This is a genomic window from Roseibium algicola, from assembly GCF_001999245.1.
Classification (GTDB): Bacteria; Pseudomonadota; Alphaproteobacteria; order Rhizobiales; family Stappiaceae; genus Roseibium; species Roseibium algicola.
The window spans coordinates 5057340-5080529 of record NZ_CP019630.1; the positions used below are offsets into that span (position 1 = coordinate 5057340).

General features: G+C 59.2%; 22 protein-coding genes. 9 read left to right on the top strand and 13 right to left on the bottom strand.

Annotated features, from left to right (window positions below):
* Positions 1 to 110 precede the first annotated feature (110 nt).
* Entirely contained in the window at positions 111 to 854 is a 744-nt protein-coding gene (locus B0E33_RS23405; protein WP_077292588.1) for a substrate-binding periplasmic protein, read from the top strand.
* A gap of 47 nt (positions 855 to 901) precedes the next feature.
* The gene (locus tag B0E33_RS23410) at positions 902 to 1594 is read left to right on the top strand and encodes a transporter substrate-binding domain-containing protein (protein ID WP_077292589.1); all 693 of its coding nucleotides are present in this window, start codon (positions 902 to 904) and stop codon (positions 1592 to 1594) included.
* A gap of 23 nt (positions 1595 to 1617) precedes the next feature.
* On the opposite strand, the gene B0E33_RS23415 is transcribed toward B0E33_RS23410, so the two are convergent.
* A complete protein-coding gene (locus B0E33_RS23415) occupies positions 1618 to 3402 on the bottom strand; it encodes an SPFH domain-containing protein (RefSeq protein ID WP_077292590.1) in 1785 nt (594 codons plus the stop codon).
* A gap of 179 nt (positions 3403 to 3581) precedes the next feature.
* On the opposite strand from B0E33_RS23415, the gene B0E33_RS23420 reads away from it, so the two are divergent.
* Complete coding sequence (locus B0E33_RS23420; RefSeq protein ID WP_077292591.1) at positions 3582 to 4760, top strand: aminotransferase; 1179 nt, start codon at positions 3582 to 3584, stop codon at positions 4758 to 4760.
* 35 nt (positions 4761 to 4795) lie between these two features.
* Complete coding sequence (locus B0E33_RS23425; protein WP_077292592.1) at positions 4796 to 5824, top strand: asparaginase; 1029 nt, start codon at positions 4796 to 4798, stop codon at positions 5822 to 5824.
* Positions 5825 to 5939: 115 nt separating this feature from the next.
* Here B0E33_RS23425 and B0E33_RS23430 read toward each other — a convergent pair whose 3' ends face one another.
* Positions 5940 to 6356, bottom strand: a complete 417-nt coding sequence (locus tag B0E33_RS23430; RefSeq protein WP_208997693.1) for a GNAT family N-acetyltransferase — start codon at positions 6354 to 6356, stop codon at positions 5940 to 5942.
* 45 nt (positions 6357 to 6401) lie between these two features.
* Here B0E33_RS23430 and B0E33_RS23435 point away from each other — a divergent pair, with 45 nt between their 5' ends.
* Positions 6402 to 7202 carry a dimethylarginine dimethylaminohydrolase family protein gene (locus tag B0E33_RS23435; protein WP_023000954.1) on the top strand — a complete coding sequence of 267 codons (801 nt, stop codon included), beginning with the start codon at positions 6402 to 6404 and terminating at the stop codon, positions 7200 to 7202.
* 222 nt (positions 7203 to 7424) lie between these two features.
* Here the strand turns inward: B0E33_RS23435 and B0E33_RS23440 are convergent, their stop codons facing one another.
* Entirely contained in the window at positions 7425 to 8795 is a 1371-nt protein-coding gene (locus B0E33_RS23440) for a TIGR03808 family TAT-translocated repetitive protein (protein ID WP_077292593.1), read from the bottom strand.
* A gap of 199 nt (positions 8796 to 8994) precedes the next feature.
* Positions 8995 to 9468: a YHS domain-containing (seleno)protein gene (locus tag B0E33_RS23445; protein WP_023000956.1), complete on the bottom strand. Its 474-nt coding sequence runs from the start codon at positions 9466 to 9468 to the stop codon at positions 8995 to 8997.
* Between the two features lie 203 nt (positions 9469 to 9671).
* Between B0E33_RS23445 and B0E33_RS23450 the strand changes: the two genes are divergently transcribed.
* On the top strand, positions 9672 to 10250 hold the full coding sequence (locus B0E33_RS23450; RefSeq protein WP_077292594.1) for a TetR/AcrR family transcriptional regulator: 579 nt from the start codon (positions 9672 to 9674) through the stop codon (positions 10248 to 10250).
* A 159-nt stretch (positions 10251 to 10409) separates the two neighbouring features.
* Here the strand turns inward: B0E33_RS23450 and B0E33_RS23455 are convergent, their stop codons facing one another.
* Together B0E33_RS23455 and meaB are read right to left on the bottom strand one after the other, a co-directional pair.
* Positions 10410 to 11021 (bottom strand): pyroglutamyl-peptidase I, encoded by a 612-nt coding sequence (locus tag B0E33_RS23455; protein WP_023000958.1) that lies wholly within the window; start codon positions 11019 to 11021, stop codon positions 10410 to 10412.
* Positions 11018 to 12016, bottom strand: coding sequence for a methylmalonyl Co-A mutase-associated GTPase MeaB (gene meaB, locus B0E33_RS23460; protein ID WP_145903473.1), 999 nt, complete (start codon positions 12014 to 12016; stop codon positions 11018 to 11020). The genes B0E33_RS23455 and meaB overlap by 4 nt, the downstream gene beginning before the upstream one ends.
* Positions 12017 to 12192: 176 nt before the next feature.
* Here meaB and B0E33_RS23465 point away from each other — a divergent pair, with 176 nt between their 5' ends.
* Positions 12193 to 13230, top strand: coding sequence for a phytanoyl-CoA dioxygenase family protein (locus B0E33_RS23465; RefSeq protein ID WP_055654961.1), 1038 nt, complete (start codon positions 12193 to 12195; stop codon positions 13228 to 13230).
* Positions 13231 to 13355: 125 nt separating this feature from the next.
* On the opposite strand, the gene B0E33_RS23470 is transcribed toward B0E33_RS23465, so the two are convergent.
* From B0E33_RS23470 to B0E33_RS23495, 6 genes are all read right to left on the bottom strand, one after another.
* On the bottom strand, positions 13356 to 13946 hold the full coding sequence (locus B0E33_RS23470) for a DUF1131 family protein (RefSeq protein ID WP_023000961.1): 591 nt from the start codon (positions 13944 to 13946) through the stop codon (positions 13356 to 13358).
* A gap of 164 nt (positions 13947 to 14110) precedes the next feature.
* Positions 14111 to 14692 (bottom strand): LOG family protein, encoded by a 582-nt coding sequence (locus tag B0E33_RS23475; protein ID WP_023000962.1) that lies wholly within the window; start codon positions 14690 to 14692, stop codon positions 14111 to 14113.
* 103 nt (positions 14693 to 14795) lie between these two features.
* A complete protein-coding gene (locus tag B0E33_RS23480) occupies positions 14796 to 16184 on the bottom strand; it encodes a dipeptidase (protein WP_077292595.1) in 1389 nt (462 codons plus the stop codon).
* 149 nt (positions 16185 to 16333) lie between these two features.
* Positions 16334 to 18226: a mechanosensitive ion channel family protein gene (locus tag B0E33_RS23485; RefSeq protein ID WP_208997694.1), complete on the bottom strand. Its 1893-nt coding sequence runs from the start codon at positions 18224 to 18226 to the stop codon at positions 16334 to 16336.
* Positions 18227 to 18359: 133 nt separating this feature from the next.
* Positions 18360 to 19307: a cation diffusion facilitator family transporter gene (locus B0E33_RS23490; protein ID WP_062488432.1), complete on the bottom strand. Its 948-nt coding sequence runs from the start codon at positions 19305 to 19307 to the stop codon at positions 18360 to 18362.
* An 8-nt stretch (positions 19308 to 19315) separates the two neighbouring features.
* Positions 19316 to 20875, bottom strand: coding sequence for a helicase HerA-like domain-containing protein (locus B0E33_RS23495; RefSeq protein ID WP_023000966.1), 1560 nt, complete (start codon positions 20873 to 20875; stop codon positions 19316 to 19318).
* 220 nt (positions 20876 to 21095) lie between these two features.
* Here B0E33_RS23495 and B0E33_RS23500 point away from each other — a divergent pair, with 220 nt between their 5' ends.
* Positions 21096 to 21488 carry a DUF2780 domain-containing protein gene (locus B0E33_RS23500; protein ID WP_055656631.1) on the top strand — a complete coding sequence of 131 codons (393 nt, stop codon included), beginning with the start codon at positions 21096 to 21098 and terminating at the stop codon, positions 21486 to 21488.
* Positions 21489 to 21532: 44 nt separating this feature from the next.
* Positions 21533 to 21940, top strand: a complete 408-nt coding sequence (locus tag B0E33_RS23505; protein ID WP_023000968.1) for a DUF4332 domain-containing protein — start codon at positions 21533 to 21535, stop codon at positions 21938 to 21940.
* 213 nt (positions 21941 to 22153) lie between these two features.
* Here the strand turns inward: B0E33_RS23505 and B0E33_RS31430 are convergent, their stop codons facing one another.
* Complete coding sequence (locus B0E33_RS31430) at positions 22154 to 22855, bottom strand: helix-turn-helix domain-containing protein (protein WP_006939443.1); 702 nt, start codon at positions 22853 to 22855, stop codon at positions 22154 to 22156.
* Positions 22856 to 23190 lie beyond the last annotated feature (335 nt).

Sequence of the window (23190 nt, forward strand, 5' to 3'; positions counted from 1 at the left end):
AATTGTCCCGTAGGGTTATTGCTCTAGATACGGGACTGCGGAGGACGTGGCCGCAGTCAAACGGCTTGTTGTGAACGAAATTGTCGTGCAGGCAGCTTAAGGAGGGCGGAATGCATCGGCTCATGTTTTGCGCCATGCTGAGCGTTCTTCTTCTGATGTCCGGCGCCCGGGCACAGGACGTTCTCAAGCTGTCCGGTTTTGAAGCTCCAAACCTGACCCCCGTTGCCGAGAGTATTCTAAGTCAGGCCTATGGGGAGTTAGGCATCCGCATCCAAACGGTTATCACCAGCCCTCGCAGGGCACTGCTGGATGCAGCTTCCGGCAAGACCGACGGTGAACTGGTGCGGATCAGGACCATCGAAGCCGATCACAGCAGCCTGTTGCGTGTCGATGTTCCGATTATTTTGGCACGGACCTTCGCCTATGCGAACAAGCCTCAGCTTCGTGGCAAGTCCTTCAAGCAGCTCCGGCATTTGCGGGTTGGCCATGTGGCGGGCGCACGGTTCGCCGCTGAACTGGCAGATGGGTTTGCCGAGGTATGGACCGCAGATACGCCCGAACAATTGTTCGAGATGCTCCAGCGAGACCGGATCGACCTTGTCATTGCCGGGGAGAGCACGGGGCGGCGCATTATCCGCGACCGGAAACTGGTGGGTGTCTTCCCGTTGCGACCGTCTTTGCAGGAGGTCGCATTCTATCATTATCTGCATGAAAAACATGCGGATCTGGTGCCCAGGATCGAAGCAGTTCTGAAAAGAATGCTGGCTGTGCCAGTGGGTGAGGAAACCGACGGTGTCGGTGAAACGGCACCGGAGAAAGATGGACACGTTCTGCACAAGACCGGCTTGAGCTGAAGGTTTTACGCAGGCTGCACGGCCGACGAGACGCTGCGAGGAACACTATGTGCACGAAGAGGCTCATCTGTCTGCTGGCCGGGTTCCTTCTGGCTACTGCCGCTTCCGCGGGCGAGAGAATTGTGCTGTCCGGGTTTGAGGCTCCCGGTTTGACCCCCGTGGCGGTCGGTTATCTGCAGAAAGCCTATTCGAGCGTTGGGATCGAACTGGAGATTGTCGAAAACACGCCAAGCCGGGCACTGGTGGAATCCACCTCCGGCAAAACCGATGGCGAAGTGATCCGGATCGGCTCTGTGGGGGACCGTTATCCCACCCTCGTCAGGGTGGATGTGCCGCTGCTTTCTGTTGTGGCCTATGGTTACACCAACCGCGCAGACCTGAAGGACAAATCCCTGGAGGATCTTAAATCCCTGCGGGCAGGGCATGTGCGCGGGGCTGTCTTTGGCGAAATGGCTGCCAGCGGGTTTGCTGAGGTATGGTCGGCTGAAGAACCGGAGCAGCTGTTTCTCATGCTGAAACAGAAGCGGCTCGATCTGGTTTTCGTCCGCGAGTTGAGGGCGAAGGAGATGATAGAGAGGTTCGGTCTTGAGGATGCTTATTCTCTCCCGTCCAGCCGCAAGGAATATGCCTTCTACCATTACCTTCACGAGCGGCACCGGGATCTGGTGCCTCGGGTGGAGGAGGCCTTGCGCGCCGTCCTGGGTGAGAAGGACAAGGATCCCGGGGATGGCCCGAGCTAGGCGGGCCAATCCGCTGCTCCGGACTACTGCCCGCCGGCTGCACGGTTAGCTGCCGGTTGCTGGGCCTGTCCCAGGCTCGCACCGAGAAGGGCGGCCGCACCGGCAAAGCCGCTGTCTCCACCGACAACTGTATTGGGAACAAGCTTGCCGACGAGGCCGACCAGCTCCGGTTTGCGTTCCAGCGAGGTCAGCAGTTTCTCCAGCGCCTGCAGCAGGGCTACGCGGTCCTGGCCGAGAACGTCGACCTGCGCTCTCTGGCCTCGGGCAAGTTCCTCCAGATACTGGCGCTCGGCGCGGCCGAGGGCCGCGCGTTCCTGTTCGCGCTGATTGGCCACCTGCACAGCTATCTGGGCTTCCACGAGACGGGGCTGTTCGTCCGCCGTGGAACGTGCCTGTTCCGTTTCGATGCGTTTTTGCTGCGCATCCGTTTCGCGTTCGTAGGCGGTGGATAGCTGATCGGCCAATTGCACGCGCAGGCGGGAGACCAGCAGTTCCGGCGGGATGGCCGGTTCGCCCAGACGGATCTCGCGAATGTCGACGCCGGCCTTGTTGCCTTCGATCTTGATCTGCTGCTCGATGGTCTGTTCCAGGGCATCGCGGTTTTCGATGAGATCGAGAACCTTGGTCGGGCGCACGGTGTAGGTCGCGGGCTGCACCGGTGTCCCGTCGGCATTCTTGTCCTGCACGCGGATCGAGGCACCGGCGACGTTCCTCACGATCGAGCGGATGGCCGGTGTCAGGATGCGGTTTTCAATCTCCTCCAGTCCGCCGACGGAGCCGACGACCACGGGGGCATTGTCAGGGTCGACCTGGACGAGGGCGCGCAGTTCCAGGGGGATGTCCCAACCTTCCACCTTGACGTAGACCGCCCGGTCGGCGGCGTCGCTGGGGATCTGTTCCTGCACGGACCGTTCGTTCTGCTGGATATTGCCCTGTTGATCGACCGAGAGATCGATGATGCGTTTTACGTAGCCGCCCTTGTATTCCCAGGTCTGGACGCGGGTATCGACCAGCGTCACTTCATAGGCCTGCCGGTTGAGGTAATAGGCCCCTGGGAAGAGCGGGTCCTTCCAGATGCCGACGCAGCCCCTGGGTACCAGGGGAACGGTAAGCGCCTCGCGGGAAACAGAGGAGGCAGAGACTTCTTCCTCGATGCAATTGATGCCGGGCTGACTGACATTGGACTTGACCACACCCACGTGTCCGGCGGGGATAATCGTCGCGTTGGTATTCTCATCGAGGCGAATGTCGAAGAGATACCGGTTCAGACGGTATTGCCCGGGCTTCAGCACCGTTTCCTGCGGTCCGCGCAGACCGCCCTTTGTCAGGAAGCTGTCGGCCTTCAGCATGTCGCCGACATCTGCATCTGCAATTGCCGGTGCCATGAACATGCCGGAGGGCATGGCGTCGCCGTCGAGTGCGGTCAACTGGCCATAATAGCCTTCGGGAATGGTGACGACGTCCCATTCCTCGAAATCGTAGAGCACCCGGACAAGCGGAATGAAATGAAAGCCGGGCCCGAGGATCTGGGCCTGCGGGCCTTTTTCGCCGTCCAGGGCAATGATGCGGCCCTCGGGTAACTCCTCGAACGCATAGATCCTCTTCAGGTGACCAACACTGTTGGCGTCCACCAAGATGAAGGAAGAGGACAGGAGCATGAAGCCGCCGATCAGCACCAGAATGATGCCCATGAACCGGCTCGAAAAAATTTGAACCAGCCTGTGACCGCCGGCGGGAACTCCGGCTCGTCGAAGAATGATGCTGGCTCCCAGAAGGATCGCCACAATTCCAATAATAACGCCGAGCATCACGTTTCCTCCGCCAAGGTTCCGATGCGGAACCTATCTGACTGCGGGTGATGGACTGAGTCAACGACACTCATATGACATGTGGTGGTCGAACTGCGCCTGAGCCTCGTTCAGATGAAAAAGCTCGACGGCAAACGCGGGTAGGATTAGAACCGGCGAAAAGACGCTCGGGAGGAACCATGAAGCCGACCAATCCGGTCTTCACCGGCATTGCCACCACCGTGTTCGAGACCATGTCGCGCTTGGCTATGGCGCATGGGGCCGTGAACCTCGGACAGGGATTTCCAGATGTCGACGGGCCGGTGGATATCCGGCAGGCGGCGGCTGATGCGTTGTTGCAGGGGCCGAACCAATATCCGCCCATGCTGGGAATACCGGACCTTCGCCAGGCCGTTGCCGAGGCCAATCGCCGTTTCTACGGTCTCGAGGTCGATCCGCAAACCGAAGTGATGGTGACTTCCGGTGCGACCGAGGCGTTGGCGGATTGCATTTTCGCGCTGGTATCCCCGGGTGACGAGGTTGTGCTGATCGAACCGCTCTACGATTGCTACCTGCCGCTGGTGAAGCAGGCCGGCGGCATTCCCGTGCGCGTCCGGGTGACCCCGCCCAACTGGTCGCTGGATGCTGAAGCTCTCAAGGCAGCCTTCTCCGACAAGACCAAGGCAGTTCTCATCAACAACCCGATGAACCCGACGGCCAAGGTGTTTTCAGACAAAGAGCTTGAGTTGGTCGCCTCTCTCTGCCGCCAGTATGATGCCTATGCGATCTGTGACGAAGTCTACGAGCACCTCGTCTTTGACGGTCATAGGCACACACCGCTGATGGCGCTGGACGGCATGCGCGAGCGCACGGTGCGGATCGGCTCTGCGGGCAAGACCTTCTCGCTCACCGGGTGGAAGGTTGGCTATGTCACCGGGCCTGCCGCGCTCATGGACCCGATTGCCAAGGCGCACCAGTGGGTGACCTTCACGACACCGCCACATCTGCAAAAGGCTGTTGCCTATGGCCTGCGCAAGGACGACAGCTACTACGATGGCCTGTCGCAAGACCTTGCCGCAAAGCGCGACCGCATGGCGGCAGGCCTTGCCGCCCTCGGATTTTCCGTTCTGCCTTGCAATGCAACCTACTTCCTGACATGCGGGTTCGAAGGGTTGGGGCTTGGACGGACTGATGTCGAGGCGTGTGAAACCCTGGTCACGGCCGCCGGTGTTGCGGCAGTTCCCGTGTCTGCCTTTTATGGATCGGATGCGCCCGAGGGCTACATTCGCTTCTGCTTCTGCAAGCAGGATGCCGTGATCGACGAAGCGCTCGCCCGTCTTTCCGCATTTTTGACTGCGGCCCGGGCCGAATCCGCTTAGCCTGATAGTGTGAAACCTTGGAAATGAGAAACTTCATGGACAATCCGGCTCTGGTCGACGTCACCCGCGGCACCGTGATCGAAAGCCTGCATCGGGGCAGCATTGCCATCGTCGATAGCTCCGGAAAGCTGGTTTTCGGTATCGGCAATGTGGAAGCCCGGGTGTTTCCGCGCTCCGCCATCAAGGCACTTCAGGCATTGCCCCTGGTTGAATCGGGAGCGGCGGAAGCGCTCGACTATTCAGATGCCGAACTGGCACTTGCCTGTGCGTCTCACAACGGCGAGGAAGTTCACGCAAATTCGGCAAGGGTCATGCTGATGAAAGCAGGCCTTGCCGAAGACAATCTCGAGTGCGGCCCGCAATGGCCCCAGCGCATGGAAGATGCAGCCAAACTTATCCTGGCTGATGAAACGCCCTGCGGCCTGCACAACAACTGCTCAGGCAAACATGCGGGTTTCCTTGGCCTGGCCAAGGTGATGGGTGTCGAGACACGCGGCTATGTAAACGCGGAACACCCCGTGCAACGTGAAGTTCGCAACGTGATGGAGCAGATGACCGGCGACACTCTGTCCGAGGATGTCTGCGGAACAGACGGCTGCTCAATCCCGACCTACGCTTCACCATTGCGCAGCTTCGCGCGCGCCTTTGCAGCCTTTGGAACCGGTGAGGGATTGGAGCCGCTTCGCGCAGAGGCTGCGGAACGGCTGTTTGATGCCTGCATCAACGAACCTTACATGGTTGCCGGGACAGGCCGTTTCTGCACCAGGGTGATGGAAGCTTTCCGTGGCCGAGTGTTCGTCAAGACCGGAGCCGAAGGTGTCTTCTGCGCTTCCATTCCCGAGCTTGGTTTCGGTGTCGCGCTGAAATGCGACGACGGAGCAACCCGGGCGTCCGAAGTGATGATGGCAACCGTTCTGGAAGCGATGCTGGAGCTGAACGATGATGAGGCAGCTCTGCTTGACGGACTGGTGAACCCGCCGATCCTGACCCGGGTCGGTATCCAGGCCGGACACATCAAGCCGCGCGAAGAGTTCCTGACCGAGTTGAAAGCAGCGCTGCCTTAACAAGCCGGCGCACCTTCAGGCTTCAGTCCTGGCTCTCACCTGTTTCCGTCTTGTTTCAGATGCCGCTATTGCGGCTCTTGAGGCTGGGGCGTGTGACGAGCGCTTGTAAGTAGGCTCAAAGATCTTTTTTCATCAGCACCTTGTTGCCGTTTCTTTCCATTTCACTCCAGCCCAGGTGCGCGTAAAGAGCAACGTTCTCAGGCATGGCGACATGGGTTGCCAGATGTATCTCGGTGGCTCCGCTCTCACTGGCGAGGTCCTCTACGGCTTCGATCAACAGACGCCCGATGCCCATGCCCCTGATATCCGGATCGACGGCTATGTTCATGAGATGAGCACTTTGGCCGTGGAGACCCAGGATTGAGCAGCCGACGATACGGCCATCCGTTTCGGCGACGAAGACATGGTTTTGTCCGATGTCTTCCTCGAGGCCGGAAGAGACGTCTGGCAGGTCCGGCAAGGTTGATTTTACCGGTGCATAGGCCCTGTCGATGCATGTTTTCAGGCCCGGGACGTCTTGCAATTTGGCCATGCGGATGGCTGGTTGAGCGCTTGGTTCTGTCACAGGAGTTGTCTCATGGCACATCGTCCCGATTTGTCTTTCCGTTTCACCCACGCGATCACACGCACGCCCGCCGACAGCGTGGCCGACGGCATCCGTGCGGTGGACACGGGCAACCCGAGTGGCGAAAAATTCAGGGCAGAACATGAGCGTTATGTCTCGGCCTTGCAAGAAGCCGGCTTGACGGTTGACGTTCTGCCGCAGCTTGAAACCTACCCGGACAGTTGTTTTGTCGAGGATCCTGCCTTCTGCCTGCCTGAAGGCGCTATCCAGCTTCGGCCGGGCACGGCCAGCCGTGAAGGCGAAGGCGCGGAGATCCGTGCGGCACTGGAAAGCCGGTTCGGTAAGGTTGTCGACCTGCCGGGGAACGGTCATGTCGACGGCGGCGATGTCCTGATGCTCGACGACGTCATCCTGATCGGCCTGTCCGCCCGCACCGACCGGGAGGGCGCCGATGCCTTTGCCGGATTGCTGGGCGAGTGGGGCTACAAGGCCGAAGTCTGCGAAACGCCGGATGGCGTGCTGCATTTCAAGACAGCCTGTTCCACCCTTGGCGACGGCGTCATCCTGGCGACCAAGGTCATGGCAGACAGCGGCTTTTTCGGTGACCGCGAAATCGTGGTCGTTCCGGAAGGGGAAGACTACGCCGCCAACGTCATCCGTGTGAATGATGTCGTGATGGTGCCGGAAGGCTACCCGAAGACATTGGCAGCCATCGAGGCGGCCGGTTTCACGACCGTCGTCCTGCCGACGCACGAAGCCCGCAAGGTCGATGGTGGCCTGTCGTGCCTGTCACTGCGCTTTGCCCTGGACTGATTGCTCCAGAGCTTTGCAAGTCAAAAACCTGTTCGTCTCGATCCTGAGAATGCGCGGAAGTGCGTTCTCGGGATGAGTTCATTGAGACGTATCAGGCTTTCGGACACCATGGCACTTATGCCGTTCCGTTTCTGCTCGTAGGGTTTTTACCTGAGTTGTGGAGAGAGCGGTCGACGGGATGTCTCTGAGGACGAGCGCGTTTGTGCCGGGCGGTCGGGTCAGTCAGGCGGCTATCTGGTTGCCGTGAACGGTGAGATTGTCGAATTCCGAAACATTGTTCAGTTCACCGGTCGCTTTTTCGAGCCAGCGGTAACCGTTGATCGCGCCCTGATGCGAACCTTGAACAATGTTGTTGGTGATGACGGCAGCGCCCGCGCCATCGACCACGGTTACGGCGATACCGGTGCCGCAGTCCCGAACAACGTTCTGGGAGGCTGCGATGTTGCGCATATAGGGGCCCCAGCCGAGCATCAGGCCGAATTTCGGTGCGCCCTCCACCACATTGCCGGTCAGCGTCGTATCCGCTTCAACGGCGATGCCGATGCCGAATCCGGCCACTTCCGGCGGGTAGGGGCCTTCCTTCTTGATGTTGCGGATCAGATTGCCGGAACAGACCGCCATACGGCCGCCATCCATGAAGTTGGCGATGGATATGCCGATCGTGCCGCCGTCAACGATATTGTTGGCAATGACTGCTCCCTGGAAACCGAACTCGGAATAGATCGCCGTTTCTCCGGAGCGCAGGCAGGAATTACCGATGATCTGGACGTTGGAACCTGCATTGGAGCGGATTGCGGAGAAGGCGCAATCCGCCACACGGTTGTTGGAAACCATGACGCCATGAGCGCGGAAAACATTGATGCCGTTGCCGAACTGGCCGGTGCCGCCGTAGCGGGCGCCGATACGTTCCACCCGGTTGCCGGAAACGATGGTTCCGTCCTCGCCTTCGCGCCAGCGGTGCACCCAGATGCCGCCGTTGGCGCAGTCGGTCACCGTGTTGCCGGTGATGGCAAGGCCGTTGGCCTCGTTCGAACGCAGTCCCGCTTCCGCAGCACCGGAGATCCGGCAATTTTCGACCCGGCCTGAACAGCGGTCCAGCAACAGTCCCATCTTGGAAGAACCGGTGATCTCGCAATTGTCCAGCGTGACGTTCTTGACGTTGATGAAATGCAGCAGTCCCTCGGTGAAATCGCCGATTGATCGATTGGCGCCATCGAAGGTAATCCCGGTCAGGCCGACATTGGCAACATCCTCGGCACGGATCAATTGACCGCCGCCACCCTGGTAGACGAGCCGTGTTCTGCCGGGAACCCCGACAATCAATGTGCCAGAGGGAAGACGCAGATTGGCGACCGGATAGGTGCCGGCAGGCAGGAACAGCGCGCGACCACGCTCAACGGCACGATTGACGGCATTCTGGAATTGAGCGGTCTGGTCATCTGCCGCGTTGGGAAGAAGACCAAGATCCTCTGAGTCGATAGAACCGCGCAGGTCGGCAACCTTCATCTGGGCCGTGGCGACTGTCCCGTAAAGACACAATGCTGTCCCGGCAAGAAACGCGCGTCGGTTCAGTTTTGAAAGATTACGTGTCATCGATCCGGCCAATTGCTTTCCGACGTCCCGGATTGGGATGCGCCTCAAGTGTCTATGGCTGAAATCGCAAGAGCCGTGCCGGATTGGCATTTGCGAGATCACACGCTTTAACCGGCGGAAAAAAAGAGACCGGCCAGGCAGATGGCCTGGCCGGTCAGGTAACCGGTCTACAGGGGCAGAAGAGACCGGTCAGAGCCGATTAGAGGCTGCTCGGGTCGACGCTTTCCAGACCAACCCAGTTTTCGTCAGCCTTGGAAATGAAGCCCGGTACGTCCTTGTTCCAACGTTCCTGGATCGACGGTGCGAGGTTCAGGTAAAGCTTGTTGTCGACGATCTTCCACAGGTCCGGGTCACCATCGACCTTCACACCCATGGCAGCACCGAAGGCGCAGAAACCGCCGTATTGCGGAAGATATTTTTCCGGGTTCTGCTTGAAGAGATCGCGGTTCTCTTCAGAGGCGAAACGGTAGGTGGCGCCATTGTGAACTTCGGTAATGGCAATGTCGCCGTCCTGCGGTGCGCCATTGACGAAATAGGAAACCGGATCGACACCGCGCAGGGCCAGGCCGGTGATGGTGGCGTTGACATCAAAACCGGCACCGAAAGCGCTGGAGACAAGCCCGGTGACGACGACCAGGGCGGCAACTGAGCCGCGAATGAGGTTTGCAAACATCTGAAGACACTCCCAAGGGGTTGAATTGGTCCGGCAAAGACGTGTTCAAGCGATCTTGAAATAGGAACCGATTGGTTCCTAATCGGTCGCACTTGACCAACCCTGCCGGTGGTTCCTAAATAGAGTTAGGAACCGAATGGTACAAAACACAAGCGCGTGACACGCGGTTGAGTTTTTTGTGAAGTGGCTTGACGGGAGATCGCATGGCAAGACCTCGGGAATTCGACGCCGATGAGGCATTGGAAAAAGCCATGGAGCTGTTCTGGGACGTTGGCTATGACGAAGCCTCGCTGTCCGAACTGCTCGATGCCATGGCCATTACCAAGGGTTCTTTCTACAAGGCATTCCAGGACAAACAGTCGGTCTATCTGGCGGCACTCGACAGGTACAACGATCAGGTTGTCAGCAACACGGTCGCTTTTCTAGGTGACCCTTCAGAAGGGGCAGGGCGGGACCGGATACTTGCCCTGTTCGGCCGCATTGCCGACCTCGCCCAGAAAGATGGCGACAGGCTTGGCTGCTTTCTGTGCAATGCCCTGGTCGACAAGGCGGGGGGCGCAGAGGCAGAGGCAATGCTGCAGGCCATGACAAGGCGTCTGGAAAATGGTTTTTACCGCGCGCTTCGGGACGATGGGCTTGAGGGGACAGAAGCTCGCGGCACCGCACGCGGCGTACTGACAGCCTATTTCGGCTTGCGTGTTCTCGGCCGGGCGGGGTTGTCCGCCGACATGGCGGCCGATTGCATCCGCCAGGTCGAGAGACTGCTTGGCCGTGTGCATTGAGACAAGAGCAGGTGGTTTTTTGAGGCTCGGGGACTCTGAAACCGCGAAATACTGAATTTCAGATAACCCAATACCACCTCATCCCGAGAGGGCACGAAGTGCTGTCTCGAAGGATGGGATGAGGGGAAAGTTCTTCAGGAGGGTGTTCCGAGCCTCGCTCTATCGCAGGCGCCTTGCCAGTTCGCGCAGAATGCGGACCGCGGCTTCCTCGATGACAGGGTAGGCGGGTCTCGTATCGCGCGGACCTTTCGGCAAAGCCGGAACGTGAACGAAGATGCTGGCAATGCCCGAGCCGATGGAATCCCACAAGGTGGCATTGCAGAGATAGGTTCCGGCGTTGGTGGAAAGCTGTGCGGGTGCACCTGCGGCAAGCGCAGCATCGCGCAGGGCCCTGGCAGGCAGGGTTGAGCTCCGTGCGCGTTCTTGAGAGATTGCCAGTTCCGGCCTCGCCGGTGCTCTGCCCAACGCATCCGGACGCACGCGTACGGCTTTGTTGACGGCCCTTGTTTCAATATTGATCGTTCGCCGCGTCCCGTCGACGCCGAAGTGCACGATGGCGTCTGGCGAAAGGGTGGTGCGGAGCCGGTCTGTGACATCCTCACGCCCTGCCCAGGTTGTCGGCAGGACATGGAAGACGAAGTCGACACCTGACTGATGCGCCCCAATCCGTTTGACGAGCCGTCTCATGAGGCGCTCCGTCGGATTGACGGGTGCCCCCGGGAACGGCGAAAAACCGGTCACCAGAACGGTCTTGCGTCCTGAAGTGTTCATTCGCCAAGCCCCATCAAGGTCGCTAATTCGTCCACCGCGAGCGAGACAGCGGTCTTGCCGCCGCGCACTTCCTCCTCCAGGGATTTGAGACGGTCGGCGGTACGCGTGTTCGATGTCAGGGCTTCCATCATGCGCTGCTGAAGCATGTCCCACATCCAGGCGACTTGTTGTCCGCTGCGTTTTTGATGCCATTCACCGCTGGCCTGCATGCGCTCGCGAAACACCGTAATCTGCTCCCACAGGTGATCCAGCCCTTCGTTGGCGAGGCCAGACACCGTGATGACAGGCGGGGTCCATGTGGGCGACTTGGGAGCAAGGATATGCAGGGCTGCGCGATAGTCCGAGGCAGCGGTACGGGCACGGGTAGCGCCGTCGCCGTCGGCCTTGTTGACGGCGATCATGTCGGCAATCTCAAGAACGCCCTTCTTGATGCCCTGAAGTTCGTCACCGGCGCCAGGCAGCATCAGGACCAGAAAGAAGTCGACCATGTCGGCAACCGTGGTTTCCGATTGCCCGATGCCGACGGTTTCAACCAGGATCACGTCGTACCCGGCGGCCTCGCACAACAGCATGGTTTCGCGCGTCTTCGCGGCGACCCCACCAAGCGTGCCGGCGGAAGGCGAAGGGCGGATGAAGGCGTTCTGATCCACCGCGAGCTGGGCCATTCGTGTCTTGTCACCCAGGATCGACCCACCGGTACGGGTGGATGACGGATCGACCGCGAGAACGGCGACCTTGTGCCCTGCGGCTGTCAGGTTGGACCCCAGCGTGTCGATGGTCGTGGACTTGCCGACACCTGGCACGCCGGTGATGCCGACCCTGAGAGCCTTTCCTGTGAGGGGTAGCAGTTCTTGAATCAGATGCTGGGCAAGGCGGCGATGCTCGCGCTTGCGCGATTCCACGAGCGTGATGGCGCGGGCAAGCGCAGCGCGCTGTCCGGCTTTCAGACCGTCCGCCAGCTTGGCGGGGTCGAGATTTCGTGCCGTTGTCATCATGCCTCAAGGTGTTAGCTCAGGATTCGGCAAACGTCACTGCCGCCAAAGGGTGAAGACGCCTTCGCGACGCGTACTGACGGCGCAAAACAGCGCCGAAACGGATGGAAACATTGAAACCCGCAGGCAAAAACGTGTTAGATACACGCCACTTCGATGAAATTCATTTTTGGTGCTGCATGACACCCTTGTCCTATCTGAAAGCCCCGTTCTGGGTTCTGGGTCTCGCCGGAACCGACAAGTCTCCGCGCAAGAATCCGCTTCTGGGAAGCGAGAGGCTGAATACCTGGGGCCTGCACAAGAAAAGAGTGCAGCTTGCGGCCGATCTTGCAGCACACAGACGCGCGAAGCTGGCGCATCTGGTTGATCGGGACCAGCAGGCTTTCTTCGATGAGAACGGCTATTTCCTGGTCAAGAACTTCCTGCCGGAAGAAACTTTCCGCCAGCTCAAGGAAGAAGTGTTCAACCAGCCATTCGAATCGCGGGAGATGCGCCAGGGCCAAGCGGTGACGCGGATGACCTTGCTGCCGCCGGAGGTGTTGCGCAAAAACGCTGCGTTGGCTCAGGCGGTGCGTGATCCGCGTGCGATCAACATGATCCGCTATGCCGCCTCGCAGGGTGGACAGCCTCTCAATTTCATTCAGACGGTCCTGGTAGAACCGTTGAAGGTGAAGAAAAAAGATCCGCAGTCCGATGCCCATGCAGATACGTTCCACGCGACGTCCAAGGCCTGGCTGTTCCTGCAGGACGTCGGTGAGGACGACGGTCCCTTCTTCTTCGTGCCGGGCTCACACAAGCTCACGAAGGAGCGGCTGGAATGGGAGTATGAATGCTCCCTGAGCGCAGCCAAGGACCTGAGGTCCCACCATGCCAGCGGGTCTTTCCGGATCAAGGCGGATGAGCTTGCCTCCCTTGGCCTGCCGCAGCCCAAGAAGATGGCGGTGCCGGAAAACACTTTGATCGTGGCCGATACCTTTGCCTTTCACGGCCGCACGCCGTCCGACAAACCGACAGTCCGTTCGGAAATCCACTGGCACATGCGCCGAAATCCGTTCCTGCCGTGGACCGGCGGCGACCTGAAATCCATGCCGGGTTTGAAGGATCGCGGCATGCCGGTTCTGATGGATCTTGCGGATGTGGCTGAAAAGACGCTGAAGCAGCGCAACGTGTGGCGCAAGGTGGGCGAAGTCATGGTGCGCTCGCAGCCGCACGTGTGAGGGCTGAGGTGTCTTCTGATTTCTTCGTTTCAAAGATCCGATAGTCAATTGTTCCCATCCAACCTCATCCTGAGGAGGAATTTGGGGGTGATCTGTCGGAATGAACCTGGCCGGCCGTGTAACCGTCAGCTCTTCGGCGTCCAGAGGATCCGCTGGAGCTGTGCATCGAACAGGTCGTTTTCAGCCGGAAGGCGGTCAAACGGGCCGTCGTAGCCCGGGATTGCGTAGACCAGTTCCACGTTCGGATGGCCATCGGAATGGCAGATTGCCATGCCACGCCACAGGTTCTGGCCGACACGGCAATCGGCACGTGAGGAGCCGATTTCGGAAAAGGTCATGCCGATCCGTTCGCCGTTCGGGCCCTGCAGGTGGTGTGTCACACCGTGGACGGTGCGGACCTTGCCGTTCTGACCCTTGAACACCTGCAACACCTGAAAGCCGTCACTGTTGAAAGCTGCTAGCGCCCACTCGGTGGAGTTTTCGTTGGCGGTCTGAATGCCTTCGGTGGTGAAGCCGGGCAGGGCTGCCTCAATGGCTTTCTGGCCGTATTGGGTTTCACCGGTAATGCCGCCGACATGATCTTCAGCGATTTGCACCAGCGTGATGTTGGATGTCCGCACCAGGCGCCCGGATGTGCCGTCCAGATCCGCCGTCGGTGCGCAGGCCGCTCCCGTAAGTGCGAAAAGGCAGGCAAAACCGATAGCAGTTAGACGCATGATGATACTCGGGCTGATTGGGCTGCGCCGAAGTGCGCAGAAGCGATACGGGATTTACCAAGTAACGTCTTGTTTGCAAAGAGAGCGATGCCCCCTGTGGACAGTTCCCGAAGCTTGCAGGCAACTGCCGCAGGGGCATCAAGGCTTGCGTTTCAGCGTGCCTGTCAGGTCTCGTCCCGATTGATCCATTTGGGTGCGGAAGGGGGCGTATAGTTTTCGAACTGGCGGATCATATCCAGCGGCGAACTGGCGATCTGCGCCATGTCGCGCATCACCTGTTTGGTGAAACCCTGCTCTGTCTGGTGGTCGAGGAAGGCGATCAGGTGATCGTAGTAGCCTTCGGCATTGAGGAAACCGCAGGGCTTCTTGTGATAACCGAGCTGGCCCCAGGTCCAGACTTCGAAAATCTCTTCGAGCGTACCAACGCCGCCCGGAAGGGCTATGAAAGCGTCGGACAAGTCTGCCATCATCGCCTTGCGCTCATGCATCGAATCCACGAGATGCAGTTCGCTCAAACCTTCGTGACCGATTTCCTTGTCCTGAAGAGATCGCGGCAGCACCCCGATCACCTTGCCGCCGGCTTCAAGTGCCGCGTCGGCAACTGTGCCCATCAGGCCGACCTTGGCGCCGCCATAGACAAGCGTGTAGCCCTGTTCGGCGATGGCGCGTCCCGTTTCGCGCGCAATATCCGCATATGCCTCGAGAGCGCCGTAGCTGGAGCCACAAAAGACGCAAATGGATTTCATGTCTGTTCTCCGGTCGCTGAGGTGGCAGGCTCTGCCCTCAGGAATTTTGATCGTGTTCGATCCATGTCACGCGGGCCCGTCAGCCCGCGTGTCATCTTCAAGGTCAGTCTTTGGCCAACTCGTCCAGAACCCGGGCCCAGGAACGGATGCCCTTATGGAAGCTGGTCAGGTTGTATTTTTCGTTCGGCGAATGAATCTGGTCGTCTTCCAGTCCAAAGCCGATCAGCAGCGAATCCATGCCCAGCATGCGCTTGAAATCACCCACGATCGGGATCGAACCGCCCATGCCGGTCAGCGCAGCATCCTTGCCCCATTCCGCCTTGAGGGCTGTCTTGCCCTTTTCCAGCGCAGGCATCGCAAAGTCGAGCCTGAGGGCAGGGCTGCCTTCCTTGGCAATGAAATCCACCGTGCAGTCTGCCGGGATCTTCGAGCGCACGTAGGCGCGGAAAGCTTCCTGGACCTTGTCCGGGTCCTGATCGCCGACAAGGCGGAAGGTGAACTTGGCATGTGCTTCGGCCGGGATCACCGTCTTGGAACCGGCACCCTGGTAACCGCCCCACATTCCGTTCACTTCAACGGTCGGGCGGGTCCAGAGGTGTTCAAGCGGCATGCGGTCCTTTTCACCGCGCGGATATTTCAGGCCGACATCTCCGAGGAATTCCTCGACCGAGAAACCGAGCTCGTCCCACATCTTGGTGACTTCTTCCGGCATGTCGATGACGCCGTCGTAGAAGCCGGGCAGGGTCACCTTGCCGTTTTCATCGTGCAGGCCGGCAATGATCGAGGCGACGATGTGGTTCGGGTTTTGAGCCGAGCCACCATAGGAGCCGGAATGCAGGTCGCGGCTGGCTGCCTTGACGATGATCTCGTCGCCGACCATGCCGCGCAGCATGATGGAAATAGCCGGTGTTTCAGCGTCCCACATGCCGGTGTCGCACACGAGCGCGAGATCGCAGGACAGTTCGTCCTTGTTGGCTTCCAGGAACGGATGAAGCGACGGAGAACCAGACTCTTCCTCCCCCTCGAACAGGATCGTCACGTCGATCGGCAGGTCGCCGGTTTCTTCGAGATAGGCGCGGGCCGCTTCGACGAAGGTCATCAGCTGGCCCTTGTCGTCGGCGGAACCGCGGGCAACGATGATCTTGCTGCCGTCCGGCTTTGTCTCGATGGCTGGGTCGAACGGGTCGCGCTTCCACAGGTTCAGCGGATCGACCGGCTGAACGTCGTAGTGGCCGTAGAACAGGACATGCGGTCCCGGCTTGCCGGACTTGCGGTGACCGACAACCATCGGATGGCCGGTCGTGTCGCGTACCGATGCCTCAATGCCGATGTCGTTCAGTTCTCTTGCCAGCCATTCAGCAGCCTCACGGCACGGAGCCTTGAACGCGGGGTCGGTGGAAATGCTCTTGATCTTGAGGAGGTCGAACAGTCGGTCGAGGCTGTTGTCGAGATTGGCATCGATGCGCGCCAAGACCTTGTCGATGGAACTCATGACGGATCCTTGAATTTTTGAACAGATAGGAGCAGGCCCGATGGACTCGGGCAATGTGAGAAGGCCCTAACAGGCCATATCGGCGCGCGTAGCGCAATTGCTTATTCAGGAAGCAGAAGACGGCCCGCAAAGCGCCAGCCGCCGATCCATCAGGCGGCGTGGATCTCTTTCTCACCGGTGGCAGGTGCTGTGTCACCGGCCGTCTGTTCGTCCTGCAGACCCTTGTCTTGCGACAGATAGACGGTCGAGGAGGGATAGGCGATTTCAGATCCGTTGGCCTCGACGATCTCCCTTATGCCGAAGAGCAGTTCTTCCTGGATTTCCTGAAACGCTGCGACGGTGGCTGCCTGCACATAGGCATAGACGTCGACCGTGACAGCGTAATCGTCAAAACCGATCAGACGCACGCGAAGCGGATCTTCGATTACCTTTTCGTGGGCGAGGAGATAGTCGTGGATCGCTGCCAGAACGCGCTTCAGCGATGCCGGGCTCGTCTCATACCGCAGTTTGAGCTTGTGTCGGAAGTGAAACTGGTCGCGATAGCTGTAGTTGATGATCTTTCGTTTGGCGAGATCGGCATTGGCAACGGTAATGAGTGTTCGGTCGAGCGCCCTGATACGGGTTGAACGGATGCCGATGGATTCCACGGTGCCCGCCAGATCGTCGAACTGGCAGAACTCGCCGACGCGCACCATCCGGTCAGCATAGAGAATGATACCGCCGATCAGGTTTTCGATTGTCGGCTGGGCGGCAAGGGCAATTGCAAGACCGCCCACACCGAGACCGGCGATGACACCGTAGATCGGAATGCCGATCTGAGTTGCGCCATACCCAAGCACGATCAGCGCGATGGCAAGGGAGAAGACCCGGAAGCCGGTGCGCAGAAGGCTGACGTCAAGTCCGTCTCTTGCAGCCCCGGCACTGCTGGAAAACCAGACGTAGAACAGCTGCAGAAGCTGATAGACCATCCAGGCGGTCGCCGACCAGATGATGGCTGTCGTCGACGTGCCGACTGCCACCAAAGGCATGCCTGTGATGTTGATCTGATCTTCGCACACATAGCGGAAGAGACTTGCGGCAAGGATCACGACAACCGGATTGAGGATCGCGTGGACGATGCGGGTACCTTCGTTCACGGAGACCGCACGCCACCTGCGCCAGCGGACGTAATATCCGAACACGACCGCGTAGAGGACGAGAAGTCCGGCAAGCGCCAGCCACTGCCAATACGCCTGGTCTGCAAAATGATACTGAAGCAGGTCAGGCCCGGCTTCAATGACGTCATACCAGAGCGGTGCAATCAGGTTGCCGGGGGTGTAGGTGTAGTATTCAAAGAGGTCTTCCCCGCGATCCGCTGTGATTGGCAGAACCCGTACAACTGCATAGTCTTCGGGAATGCGCTCAACGGAGGACCTGGAAAACAGGTACTGCCCGCGCAGTTCCCCTTCATCCTGGCGCAGCAGGTTGATGCTGGTACCGGGAATGGTCCAATGGTCAGGCAAATCCGCCGCGTTGCCGGCCTTTCGCGAGCTGCCTGCAGGCGAGCCGGGAATGTCTTCGAAAAGCGGCGCCGGGATCCTGTCCAGGATCTCCTGAAGCTGCAGTGCAATCTCGACGCTGGCATTTTCCCGGGAAGTCACGGGAATGCCGCTGAGGTCGAAAGTCTGCGCGGCTTTTGAAAGAAGCGCACGTACCAGAACCAGTTTTTCCTCTTCGCTGTCCGACAGGAACAACCGGTTGCTGTCATCATAACTGTCCCGAACCGACATCCAGAGCGTGTTCACTTCGTTCATGATGTAGACGAAGCTTTCCAGTGTCGCACGCGGACTGGACGTGTCGGGTGGAGAAATCGGGTTGTCGCGCAGGTACTCCCGGGCGCGGGCCACCCGATTTTGATCCAGTGATCCTGCCCGCTCTTCCGTACTGGTGGGGGCTGCGCCGGGCTCCTGTGCACCGGCCATCGGCGCGCCGGTCAGGAGAACAGCAACCAGGGACAGCAGGAAAAGCAATTGCAGGGCCGAACCGAAGAGGCGCTGTTGCAAGCACTCAGCTTTGTATTGCGGTTGTGGCCGGTTTTCTCGGTAACGCATGTTGCCCCGTCTGCCGTTGTTTCAATTGCAGCCTTAACGGGAAGGGGTAACTATCCTGTTACTCAGGGGATAATGGGGGGGCTCATCACTCCTGAACCGGATTGGTGTAATCGCTTGCGGTGAGGACAATTTCCACCCTTGCAGGCCCGATGACATCTTCCAGCCGGGCGGAGAGAATGTCGCGGAACGTGTCTATGTCTTCGGCACGAACGGGTTTTTCGGGGTCGAGATAGACGGCCACCCAGTGCATGCGCCCTGCCTGAAGGACAGCTGCCCGATGCAGGCGATAGCCTGTTTCGCGGGCAAGGTCCCGGGCAGCCCGGGCGACCTTGGCATAGGTGCTGCTGGGGGCGCTGACGCCGGCAAGATCTGCCAGCGTCGTGCGGAAGGTCGAAAGCGGCTGCCAGATGATCGCCAGGATCAACACCAGAACGATGACGGCATCACCGATCGGGACAAATGGTCCGAGAACCGTATCTTCCAGATAGGGCAGTGACAGAAGGGCTGCTCCCGAGCCGACGCTGAGCGCGCCGTCGATGAGAGCGGCGCGGGCTTCGGTCTTCAGGATGGCGCTGCGCTTGCCGGTTTTCCGGTAGGCACGGTGAAAGTTGAATGCAAGGCCAAGGCAGATGCTGACGATGACGACTGCGTAGACCGCGATCGGACCAAACACCAGTTCCGGGACAATGCCTCCGGAAAAGAAGGTCCAGATTTTCGAGATGGAGACAAAGGCTGCGAAGACCAGCACGCCAATGAGGATGAGGCTCCGGAAGGTGACATAGAGCACCTCGTCGAAATCGTGTCCCCAGGGTCTGGAGCGAGTTGGTGGCAGGCCGACCCTTGCCCCGATACGAGCGGCCGCAATGGCGGAGATGAAGTTGACCGCCGAATACAGCCCATCCACCAGCATGGCGTCGGACCGGGATACCCATGCCGTCAGAAGGCCGGCAACGGCCATGAACAGGTTGGCCCATTTGCCGATGACAAGCGCCTTGCGCTCGGTCTCCAGATTTTGGGTCGCGGTTGCCGGCATCGCTTCGTCTAGTTGCCTCTTTTCAGCGAACCGAGCAGGCCCCGAACCAGCGCACGGCCGAGCGAGGAGCCGAGACTTCTGGCTGCGGACTTGAGCCCGGCTTCCAGGGCCGTGTCGCGCTGGCCACGGCGGTTGCTGCGCCGTTCCCGGCTTTCCTGACGCGGCCTGTCATCGCGTCCGAAGTCGGGCAGCTGAAAACCGGACCGCGAGCGCCGTGGCTCGCCATGTTTCCTGGCGTAGCTGTCTTCCTTTTCCTGGCGCCGCTGTTCCTGTCTCTGTGCTTCCTGCGCGCGCCCCATCAAGACTTCGTAAGCCGACGTCCGGTCGCGGGTGCGCTCATAAGTGCCAAAGACGGGGCTGGACTGGATCAAGGCCCGTCGTTCGGCCTGAGTGACGGGACCCAGCCGCGAACAGGGCGGACGGATGAGCGTGCGCTGAACAACGGACGGAATGCCTTTGCCTTCCAGGGTCGAGACCAGTGCTTCGCCGACACCGAGTTCCGTGATGACCCGTTCGGTGTTGAGATCCGGGTTGGGACGGAAAGTTTCCGCAGCTGCCCTGACAGCCTTCTGGTCGCGCGGCGTGAAGGCACGCAGGGCGTGCTGAATCCGGTTGCCGAGCTGGGAAAGCACGGTCTCCGGTACGTCCAGCGGGTTCTGAGTAACAAAATAGACGCCGACACCCTTGGAACGTATCAGCCGGACTACCTGTTCCACCTTCTCGATAAGTGCCTTGGGAGCATCGGAAAACAGAAGGTGGGCTTCGTCGAAGAAGAACACCAGCTTCGGCTTTTCCGGATCACCGACTTCGGGCAGTTCCTCAAAGAGTTCAGACAGCATCCAGAGCAGGAAGACGCCATAGAGCCGGGGGGCGGACATGAGCTTGTCCGCAGCGAGGATGTTGACGACGCCCCGGCCGTCCGGCGCGGTGCGGATGAAGTCACGGATGTCGAGGGCCGGTTCTCCGAAGAAGTGTTCTCCGCCCTGGCGCTCCAGCACCAGAAGCCTGCGCTGAATGGCCCCGACGGACGCCTTGGAAACGTTGCCGTAGATCGTGGAAAGCTCGGAGGCACGTTCTGCCACGTGGGCAAGCATTGCCCTGAGGTCTTTCAGATCCAGCAGCAGCAGGCCTTCATCGTCGGCCAGCTCGAACAGGACGTTCAGTACACCTTCCTGCGTATCGTTGAGTTCCAGCAGTCGGGCGAGGAGCAGGGGCCCGATCTCGGAAACGGTGGTGCGGATCGGATGGCCTTGCTCGCCGAGCAGGTCCCAGAACACCGCTGGGAACGCTTCGTAGGTGTATTCGTCGGCGATCCCGACATCGCTGGCACGTTTTTCAAGAAAGTCCTTGGAAACACCCGCGGTTGCAAGTCCGGACAGGTCGCCCTTGATATCGGCGCAGAACACGGGAACACCGGCCTTGGAAAAGCCTTCGGCAAGGATCTGCAGCGAAACGGTCTTGCCGGTGCCTGTTGCTCCGGCAATCAAGCCGTGGCGGTTTGCGAGCTTGAGCGTGAGGGTTTCTTCCCTGGTGCTGGCACCGATGAAAATACTGTCTTTTACCGTCACGATTACCCCCGAATCCCTGCATCTTGCCGCAGCCTAGAGCCTTTCGCTGCCAGATTGAAACATTCTGTTGCCGGGCGGCATTGGACGAGCGTGCGGCCTGCATGCGGCATAGTCGAGCAGAAAAGACATTGCCCATCGACGTGGGCACCTCGAGACTTGTATAGAGAAGCCAAACGGGCGCCGGATGACAGAGCGTCAGTCATTTGATCAGGAGATTTTCATGGACGAGCTCATCCAGCGGATCATGGCGGCAGCAGGCATCGAGGAAGATGTCGCCAAGAACGCCATCGGCATCATTCTGGGCTTCTTGAACAAGGAAGGTCCGGAAGACAAGATGCAGCTCATCTTCGACGCTTTGCCTGGAGCGAAGGATCTTGTCGATGCGCGTGCGGAAGCCGGTTCCGGCGGCGGGTTCTTGAGCGGTCTTGGTAGCATGATGGGCGGTGGCATGGGGGCCATGGCGGCGCTCAATGAATTGACAAATGCGGGCCTCGACATGGATGGCGTGCAAAGTGTTGTCAAAGAACTCGTCTCCTATGCTAAGGAAAAAGCAGGGGACGATGTTGTGAATGAAGTGGTTTCACAAATTCCGGGACTGAGCCAGATCGTCTGACTGTCCCAGGTTCGGTTGCCGGTTGATTAGGGAGTTCTGAGCGCATGTCTTATTCCATCGATGAAATCGAAGGTATCGGCCCAACCTATGCTGCAAAGCTGGGTGAAGTCGGCATCAAGACAACGGAAGCTTATCTGGAGCGTGCGAAGGACCCGAAAGGTCGCAAGGCGCTGGAAGAAGAAACCGGCATCGACGGCAAGCGGATCCTGAAATGGGCCAACATGGCGGATCTGATGCGCATCAGCGGCGTTGGTGAGGAATATTCCGAACTCCTGGAAGCTGCCGGCGTCGACACGGTGAAGGAACTGAAGCATCGCAATGCCGCCAACCTGGCGGAGAAGATGCAGGAAGTGAACGAAGCCAAGAAGCTTGTTCGCCAGGTGCCGAGTGAAAGCCAGGTTACCAAATGGGTCGATCAGGCCAAGGAACTGCCGCCGATGATGACCTACTGAGGTCGGCAAGCCGAAAAATGAAATGACAAAAAAGGCGTGCGGAAAGCACGCCTTTTCCTTTTTGCGATTGGCATTTTGACGTTGTTGCCCGGCGTGCGTGCCTGGCGTGGTCTCATCTGACCCATGTTGTTTTGCATCCGCGCCAGAACAAAAAAGGCGCACCGAAGTGCGCCTGTTGTTAGCCCCTGGAAGCTGTTGCCTGGAGAAGCAGCTTTATACGCTGATCTGGCCGTAACGAAGCGCTTCGACCACGGTGTGGGTCTTGTTGGAAGCGTTCAGCTTGACACTGGCATTCTGCAGGTGAGCGTGGACAGTCCGCTGGGAGATGTCGAGCACGTCTGCGATTTCGCCGGCTGTCTTGCCATAGGCCGTCAGTTCCAGAACCTTGCGCTCACGGGTCGACAATGCGCCCGGTCGCTGTCCGGAAATCACGCCAAGTTCGCGCAGGCGCGAGAAGGCGGCTGCTGCAAGTGCTTCCAGATTGGAAAGATCGTATTTGTTGACCTGAAGAGCAGGGCCGCTTGCAAACACGAATGCCTGGAAAGGATAGAGTTCCGTCACTGGTATCACGAGAACCTGACTTCCTTCCCCGGCTGACGCCAGAAGGTCGGAATGTTCCATGTCACCGGCGGAGATTGTCCAGACGCGAGCCCGGTTTGAACCGAGGCCAAGCATCAAGGCGCTGTCATTTGCAGAAAGCGAAGTGCTTTCAATTCCGTCATTGCGTTGATCGGGCCACCGGAACCGTTGAACGAGGTTGTCGATCGGGCGGTTCGGCATCGGCAGGCCGGTAATGAGGATATGCGTCGCCCCCATGCGTCGAAGGTTCGATTCCAAAATATCGAGAACATGATGGGCGGCATTTGCTTCCGAGATTGCTCTCAGCTTGCTCTTCAATTCCGTTTGATCAAGCATTGTGCACATCCTTTGCGGCTTGGGTGGCCGCGTCTTTGCGGGTGTCCGTACGTGAGCCGGAACATCCGCTGATGGGTGAAACCCGTTCCCGCCAAACCTATTCAGGTAAGTGTCGGATCCGGACGCCGCGCATTTCTTATGAGGGTAGAATTTCCCATGCGTCAGCACCTATACGCTACAATACAATTGATGATCGTACCAATAGGGAAAACTGGCAAATTTAGCTTATTCCGCCAAAAAATTGACAAGTTGGCGCCTAGAAGAGGCCAAATTGTCTTTCTGCGAAGTGTTTAACGTCTTCGTAAGTGTAAGTCGAAAAACGCAATTTGTAGATA

Coding starts and splice junctions, on each gene's coding strand:
- B0E33_RS23405 (WP_077292588.1), top strand. CDS start 111: ATGCATCGGCTCATGTTTTGCGCCATGCTGAGCGTTCTTCTTCTGATG.
- B0E33_RS23410 (WP_077292589.1), top strand. CDS start 902: ATGTGCACGAAGAGGCTCATCTGTCTGCTGGCCGGGTTCCTTCTGGCT.
- B0E33_RS23415 (WP_077292590.1), bottom strand. CDS start 3,402: ATGCTCGGCGTTATTATTGGAATTGTGGCGATCCTTCTGGGAGCCAGC.
- B0E33_RS23420 (WP_077292591.1), top strand. CDS start 3,582: ATGAAGCCGACCAATCCGGTCTTCACCGGCATTGCCACCACCGTGTTC.
- B0E33_RS23425 (WP_077292592.1), top strand. CDS start 4,796: ATGGACAATCCGGCTCTGGTCGACGTCACCCGCGGCACCGTGATCGAA.
- B0E33_RS23430 (WP_208997693.1), bottom strand. CDS start 6,356: ATGGCCAAATTGCAAGACGTCCCGGGCCTGAAAACATGCATCGACAGG.
- B0E33_RS23435 (WP_023000954.1), top strand. CDS start 6,402: ATGGCACATCGTCCCGATTTGTCTTTCCGTTTCACCCACGCGATCACA.
- B0E33_RS23440 (WP_077292593.1), bottom strand. CDS start 8,795: ATGACACGTAATCTTTCAAAACTGAACCGACGCGCGTTTCTTGCCGGG.
- B0E33_RS23445 (WP_023000956.1), bottom strand. CDS start 9,468: ATGTTTGCAAACCTCATTCGCGGCTCAGTTGCCGCCCTGGTCGTCGTC.
- B0E33_RS23450 (WP_077292594.1), top strand. CDS start 9,672: ATGGCAAGACCTCGGGAATTCGACGCCGATGAGGCATTGGAAAAAGCC.
- B0E33_RS23455 (WP_023000958.1), bottom strand. CDS start 11,021: ATGAACACTTCAGGACGCAAGACCGTTCTGGTGACCGGTTTTTCGCCG.
- meaB (WP_145903473.1), bottom strand. CDS start 12,016: ATGATGACAACGGCACGAAATCTCGACCCCGCCAAGCTGGCGGACGGT.
- B0E33_RS23465 (WP_055654961.1), top strand. CDS start 12,193: ATGACACCCTTGTCCTATCTGAAAGCCCCGTTCTGGGTTCTGGGTCTC.
- B0E33_RS23470 (WP_023000961.1), bottom strand. CDS start 13,946: ATGCGTCTAACTGCTATCGGTTTTGCCTGCCTTTTCGCACTTACGGGA.
- B0E33_RS23475 (WP_023000962.1), bottom strand. CDS start 14,692: ATGAAATCCATTTGCGTCTTTTGTGGCTCCAGCTACGGCGCTCTCGAG.
- B0E33_RS23480 (WP_077292595.1), bottom strand. CDS start 16,184: ATGAGTTCCATCGACAAGGTCTTGGCGCGCATCGATGCCAATCTCGAC.
- B0E33_RS23490 (WP_062488432.1), bottom strand. CDS start 19,307: ATGCCGGCAACCGCGACCCAAAATCTGGAGACCGAGCGCAAGGCGCTT.
- B0E33_RS23500 (WP_055656631.1), top strand. CDS start 21,096: ATGGACGAGCTCATCCAGCGGATCATGGCGGCAGCAGGCATCGAGGAA.
- B0E33_RS23505 (WP_023000968.1), top strand. CDS start 21,533: ATGTCTTATTCCATCGATGAAATCGAAGGTATCGGCCCAACCTATGCT.
- B0E33_RS31430 (WP_006939443.1), bottom strand. CDS start 22,855: ATGCTTGATCAAACGGAATTGAAGAGCAAGCTGAGAGCAATCTCGGAA.